Annotated in this window: 4 protein-coding genes; 2 read left to right on the forward strand and 2 right to left on the reverse strand. The window is 60.7% G+C overall.

All coding sequences use genetic code 11. The features are described from left to right. Nucleotides 1-407: 407 nt before the first annotated feature. The gene (locus MR825_RS10560) at nt 408-1,361 is read right to left on the reverse strand and encodes a CPBP family intramembrane glutamic endopeptidase (RefSeq protein ID WP_186908463.1); all 954 of its coding nucleotides are present in this window, start codon (nt 1,359-1,361) and stop codon (nt 408-410) included. A 188-nt stretch (nt 1,362-1,549) separates the two neighbouring features. On the opposite strand from MR825_RS10560, the gene MR825_RS10565 reads away from it, so the two are divergent. Beyond that, the gene (locus tag MR825_RS10565; RefSeq protein WP_256175983.1) at nt 1,550-3,817 is read left to right on the forward strand and encodes a vitamin B12-dependent ribonucleotide reductase; all 2,268 of its coding nucleotides are present in this window, start codon (nt 1,550-1,552) and stop codon (nt 3,815-3,817) included. 551 nt (nt 3,818-4,368) lie between these two features. Then, entirely contained in the window at nt 4,369-4,728 is a 360-nt protein-coding gene (locus MR825_RS10570) for a hypothetical protein (RefSeq protein WP_256175984.1), read from the forward strand. Nucleotides 4,729-4,801: 73 nt separating this feature from the next. On the opposite strand, the gene MR825_RS10575 is transcribed toward MR825_RS10570, so the two are convergent. Then, on the reverse strand, nt 4,802-5,940 hold a 1,139-nt coding region (locus MR825_RS10575), incomplete at its 5' end, for a hypothetical protein (protein ID WP_287880667.1).

Raw genomic sequence — 5,940 nt, forward strand, 5'->3', positions numbered from 1 at the left:
TGCATGGCCCGCCTCAGCGCCTCCCGCTCGTGGGCGCTCATGGCCTTCACTCCGTCCTCAAACCGGGCCAGCTTCCCTCTTTTGTGCCCCATTTTTGTCCTCCTTTTTCGGTACGTCACAGCAGTTAAAATTTGGCAATCCATTGGGCCGCAACGGATTGCACGTTTTGTAGAACGCCCGTTCTATTTCCGGACTTCCCGCCCTTCCCTATGCCGTAAGGCATATGCCGCTCCTTGTGACAGGGTGAATGGCCCCGCAGGGGCAAGGGAGGGGCCCCTGGGGGATGCGCCTGGAAAAGGACACTCAGGACGGGCAGGGCAGCTTTTCGGCAGGAAACGAGCCCTGTCCGTCCTGCAGCCTTTTGTCCAAACCAAATCCAGGTGCCTGTCTGCACATGCCTTCCTGCCTCACTCCAGCGTCAGGTAGGCCGCTGTGAGCAGCCCCGCCAGGAGACAGAAGCAGATCATGCCGGGATTTTCAAAAAACAACCTCCATTTGCGCGCCTCCGGGAAGCCGGAGCCGCCGGGGGCGAAGGAGAGCTCCCGGCGCCGGGCGAGGAAAAAGGTCACCCCCAGCACAATCGCCGTCAGTACGAACACGCCCAGCGCCGCATCGCCCCAGGCGCCCACCCGCTCCAGCAGGGGCGCCAGGGCCACGGACACGGCATTCACCAGGGCGTGGAGCAGCACCGTCTGCCAGAGCCGCCCGGTCCGCAGCATCACATAGGCAAAAATCACCCCCAGGGCAAAGGCGTAAAACATCTGGTTCAGGTTTCCGTGGAACAGGCCGAAGCACAGCGCCGAGGCGAACACGGCAAACCGGTCCCCATAGGGCCGCAGCCGGTCCAGCAGCAGGCGCCGGAACATCAGCTCTTCCGCCGCGGGCGCGATCACGCACCCCAGCAGCAGATTCAGTGCCGCAGGGTAATTCTGGATGCTCTCGACCGGGTTGCTCACCGGCGCGCCCCGCAGCTGCCCGACGACCCACAGAAGCGCCAGCGTGGCATAGTTGGCCAGGTACAGGGCCGCCAGAGACATGCAGTACGTCTGAAAAAAGCGTACCGGCCCCAAGGGCGCGCCCCGCACCGGGCCCGGCGCGGCCGGCGCGGGGCGGATCACCAGGCAAAATACCGGAACGCTGATCCCATAGACGGAAAGGACGCAGAGCAGCCACAAAAACAGGCTGTTCCCCGTCAGGCCGGGCGCACAGACGCCCACGATCAGGAGGATCCCCGCCTGCGCCAACAGCATGGAGAGCATCTGGGCAAACAGCGCCCAGCCCAGCCGCGAAAAGTGCTGGCAGTGACCGCGCAGCAGCCGCGCCGTCTCGTCTGAGCGCGTGCTGTGCCATGGCTCGTACATCCGCGCCCCTCCCTCACAAGATATGATCCGCTCCGATGCATGCCGCGCAGCGCAGCGCGCAGCAGCTGCTTTGTCCATTCTATTATATCAAGTTTTCTTCCCTAGAGCAAGAAACAAAATATTGACTTATTTTTGGTTCGTGATACAATATATAGTATTACGATCCGTTGTTCGGAGGAGAGTGTCTTATGCCTATTTCTGAGAACGCCAAGGCCGTGCTGGAGCGGCGCTACCTGGCCCGAAACGAAGCGGGCGAGCCGATTGAAACGGTGGACGGCCTGTTCCACCGGGTCGCCGATGCGGTCGCCGCAGCCGACGCCGTCTTCGATCCCAAGGCCGATGTGGCGGCCACCGCCCGTGCGTTTTACGGGATGATGACCGAGCTGGATTTCCTGCCCAATTCCCCTACGCTGATGAATGCGGGCCGTCCGTTGGGACAGCTGTCCGCCTGTTTCGTGCTGCCGGTGGCAGACTCCATGGAGGACATTTTCGACGCCATCAAAAACGCCGCCCTCATCCATAAGTCCGGCGGCGGCACCGGCTTCTCCTTTTCCCGGCTGCGGCCCAAGGGCTCCACGGTGAATTCCACCGGCGGCGTGGCCAGCGGCCCGGTGTCTTTTATGAAGGTCTTCAACGCCGCCACCGAGGCGGTCAAACAGGGCGGCACCCGGCGTGGGGCCAATATGGGCATCCTCCGTGTGGACCACCCGGATATTATGGATTTCATCACCTGTAAGAACAACACCTCCGAGATCACAAACTTTAATATTTCGGTCGGCATTACCGAGTCCTTTATGGAGGCGGTGGGCCGGGACGGGATGTACGACCTGGTGGACCCGGCCACGGGCTCCTCCACCGGCCAGCTGCGGGCCCGGTCGGTCTTTGACGCCATTGTCACCTCCGCCTGGCAGACCGGTGAGCCGGGCATCCTCTTCCTGGATCGTCTCAACCGGGACAACGCCGTCCCGGCCCAGGGGGAGATCGAGTCCACCAATCCCTGCGGGGAGCAGCCCCTGCTGCCCTATGAAAGCTGTAACCTGGGTTCCATCAACCTGGTCAACCACCTGAAACGGACTCCGGAGGGCTATACGCTGGATCAGGACAAGCTGGAGCGCACCATTTGCACCGCCGTTCACTTTCTGGATAACGTCATCGAGGTCAACCAATACCCCCTGCCCCAAATCGGGGAGACGACCCGCGCCACCCGGAAGATCGGCCTGGGTGTGATGGGCTTTGCGGATATGCTGCTCTACCTGGGCGTTCCTTATGACAGCGAAGAGGGCGTGGCCCTGGCCCGCGAGGTCATGGACACGGTAAATGCCGTCGGTCATCAGGCCAGCCGGCGGCTGGCCGAACAGCGCGGCCCCTTCCCCCTCTTCAGCCAGAGCATCTATAAGGACGGCGCGCCCCTGCGCAACGCCACGGTCACCACCATCGCCCCCACCGGCACCCTGTCCATCCTGGCGGGGGTGAGCAGCGGCGTGGAGCCGGTGTTCGCCTACGCCTATATCCGCAACGTCATGGACAACACCCACCTCATTGAGACCAACCAGATCCTGAAGGATAAGCTTCTGGAGGCGGGCGTCTATTCCGACGCGCTGATGCGCCAGATCGTGGAGCAGGGTTCTCTGGCCCACGTGGACGGCATTCCGGAAGAGATCCGCCGGGTCTTCGTCTGCGCCCATGACGTATCCCCCATCTGGCACGTAAAGATGCAGGCCGCGTTCCAGCAGTACACCGACAACGCAGTGAGCAAGACGGTCAACTTCCCCCATTCCGCTTCCAGGGAAGAGGTGGCCGAGGTCTACCGTCTGGCCTATACCCTGGGCTGCAAAGGCACCACGATCTATCGGGACGGCAGCCGCAGCGAACAGGTGCTCAACATCGGCAAGGTCAACGACGGAAGGCAGACCTCTGCCGACCCTGCCCACGAATACGGCCACATCCTCCCCCGGCAGCGTCCGGCCGTAACCACCGGCTTTACGGAAAAGGTACGCATCGGCTGCGGAAACCTGTATATCACCGTCAATTATGACGAAAAGGGCATCTGCGAGGTGTTCACCAACACCGGCCGCGCGGGCGGCTGCCCCAGCCAGAGCGAGGCCACCGCCCGCCTGGTGAGCGTGGGCATTCGTTCCGGCATGGACCCCAAGGAGATCATCCAGCAGCTCAAGGGCATCCGCTGTCCCTCCTGCCTGCGGCAGCAGGGCGTACCCGTCACCTCCTGCCCGGATGCCATTGCCAAGGCGTTGGAGAAGGTGCTCAAGGTCTCTCAGCAGAGCCACGACCCCATCCCCGCCCCCATGAGCGAAACGCCGTCCGCGCCCATTCCCCGGCCCGGCATGAGTCCTGCGGAGGCCAAACTGGCAAAGTTCTGCCCGGAATGCGGCAGCAAGCTGGAGCATGAGGGCGGCTGCGTCACCTGCCGGGACTGCGGCTATTCCAAATGCGGCTGATATGAATTCTCAATAAAACGATTCCATCGTTTTATTGAGGCCGCTGCAAGCGGCCCGGCGGCGCAGCCGCCAAAGAATGTTGTCAATCCGTTTCCTGCGCGCCGCAGGCGCTGCGGCGCACGGCGCCGCGCTAAAAAGCCTTTTAAAGGCATTACCGCATGCTTCAACGCGTGCGGATCGGCGCGAAAATTTGTGCCGCAAAAAGGCGCAAAACCGCAGGAATACTTTGTGTATTGCAAAGTTTTGCAACGCATTTGTGGGGCAAATTAGCCGCCAAGACGTGCGTGGGGAATTGTGCGGTGTTGCCTAAAGGTTTTTAGCAAGAAACAGGATTATGCCTGGCTCCTCCTGTTCGCTGAGGATCGGATGGAACACGAAAAAAAAACGGATCGTCCCCCGCTGCGCTCTGGGGGGCGATCCGTTTTTTACGACCCTTTGGGGGGCTCAGGACGGGCATTGGGGCATAGCGGCAGCCTCATTTTTGGAAATAATTGTATAATAACGTCCCTCTTTTCCGCCCGGACCGGGCAGGGGTGAAGGAGGGATGCCGAATGGCACAGTATACACCCCATTACGGGCTCCACCAGTGGGAGCCGGAGGACAGCTTTTTACGGGAGGATTTCAATCAGGATCTGGCCAGGATCGACGCCGCCCTGGACCAGATGTCCGGCTTTGTATGCGGCAGCTTCACAGGAAACGGAGGGACCCAGGAGATCTCGCTTGGCTTCCGCCCCAGGCTTCTGATCATGGTGGAAGATGAGACCAGCCATAAAATGTGTATGGCTGCGGACGGGCTCACCTATGACTACATCTGCTTTACCGACACCGGCTTTCAGGTGACCTACAACAGCACATACGTTTATATTGGCAACCGCCGGAGCACCACCTACACCTATCTGGCCCTGCGGTGAGGGCAAAAACGGAACCCCGGGCAAAAGCCCGGGGTTCCGTTTTTTGTTTGACCAGAAATTTCCCGAAGGGAAATTACTGGGTCACCGTAAGGGTCGGGGTCTGGTCAACGTTGTTAACCGTGATGCTATTGGGAGTAACCGTCAGGCCGCCGTCAACGGTGACTCCGTAAGTGCCATTGGCCAGATACAGAACGTCATCGTTGTAAACGGTCATGCCATCCACCTTCACAGTGACGCTCTTGCCGCTGTTGTTGACGATGGTCAGGTCGACCGCATACACGCGGGTCAGGGTGAGGTTGTAGGTGATAGAGGTGCCATCCTTGTAGACCACGGTAGCCGACTTAATATCGGCGGGCACATTGACCTTATCAATGTCGCTGTCGTTCAGATGCTCACGCACCAGAGCGGCAACCTGGCGGGCAGTCAGGCTGGCGGCATAATGGTCGATATTCAGGGTGCCCGTAGTGGGCTCGCTGACCTTGGTGTAGCCGTACACGGGATCAGTGGGCTTCTCAGGGGTAGTGGTATCCTTATCCCAGATGAAGGCGGTACGGATCACGCTGCCGTCGGTGGTGGTGGGGATGATAACGGCGTTCACGTCCACATAAGTGAAGGTGCCGGCCACGGGCTCGTCAGAGGCGGAAGTCATGTCGGTGACATCCCACACCTTGGCGCTGTCGGGCAGAGCGTAGTAGACATTGCCGTTGACGGTGCCGACCTTCAGCAGGTTGGCGGTCTGGGCGTTCTGCACGCTGTTGGACACGACGCTGTAGGTGCCGTCGCTGTTGGCAACATAGGCATAGGCCTTCTTGTAGGCGCTGTTGTCCTTGTTGTCAAAGTTGTAGCCGCCGTCGTCCTTGATCTCGATCTCCTTGGCGGTGCCGTCCTCGAAGACCACGTTCAGCCACAGCTTGTCGGAAGCGGTGTAGGCGTTGCGGTTCAGGACGAACATGTAGTCGCGGCTGGAAGCGGTGGTGTTGGCGTTGAAGAGGATGACCTCAGCCAGCTTGGTGGGCGCCAGCTTCTTGGCTTCGTTCTTCTGCAGCACGGGGTAGACCTGGACAGCGGGATCATTGGCGGCATCCACCTTGCCCATGTTCTGCCAGCCGACCGCCACGCCGTAGTTCTTGCTGTCGGTGTAGTAGAAGGCCACGGTGTTGCGGTCGATGGCGTAGGTCACGTCGTTCTGAACGTCGTCAGCCTTCAGGACCA

Source organism: Lawsonibacter sp., assembly GCF_022777125.1.
Lineage (GTDB): Bacteria > Bacillota > Clostridia > Oscillospirales > Oscillospiraceae > Lawsonibacter_A > Lawsonibacter_A hominis.

Excerpts from the sequence above, each read along its gene's own strand:
- MR825_RS10570 (WP_256175984.1), top strand. The coding sequence starts at position 4,369 with ATGGCACAGTATACACCCCATTACGGGCTCCACCAGTGGGAGCCGGAG.
- MR825_RS10565 (WP_256175983.1), top strand. The coding sequence starts at position 1,550 with ATGCCTATTTCTGAGAACGCCAAGGCCGTGCTGGAGCGGCGCTACCTG.
- MR825_RS10560 (WP_186908463.1), bottom strand. The coding sequence starts at position 1,361 with ATGTACGAGCCATGGCACAGCACGCGCTCAGACGAGACGGCGCGGCTG.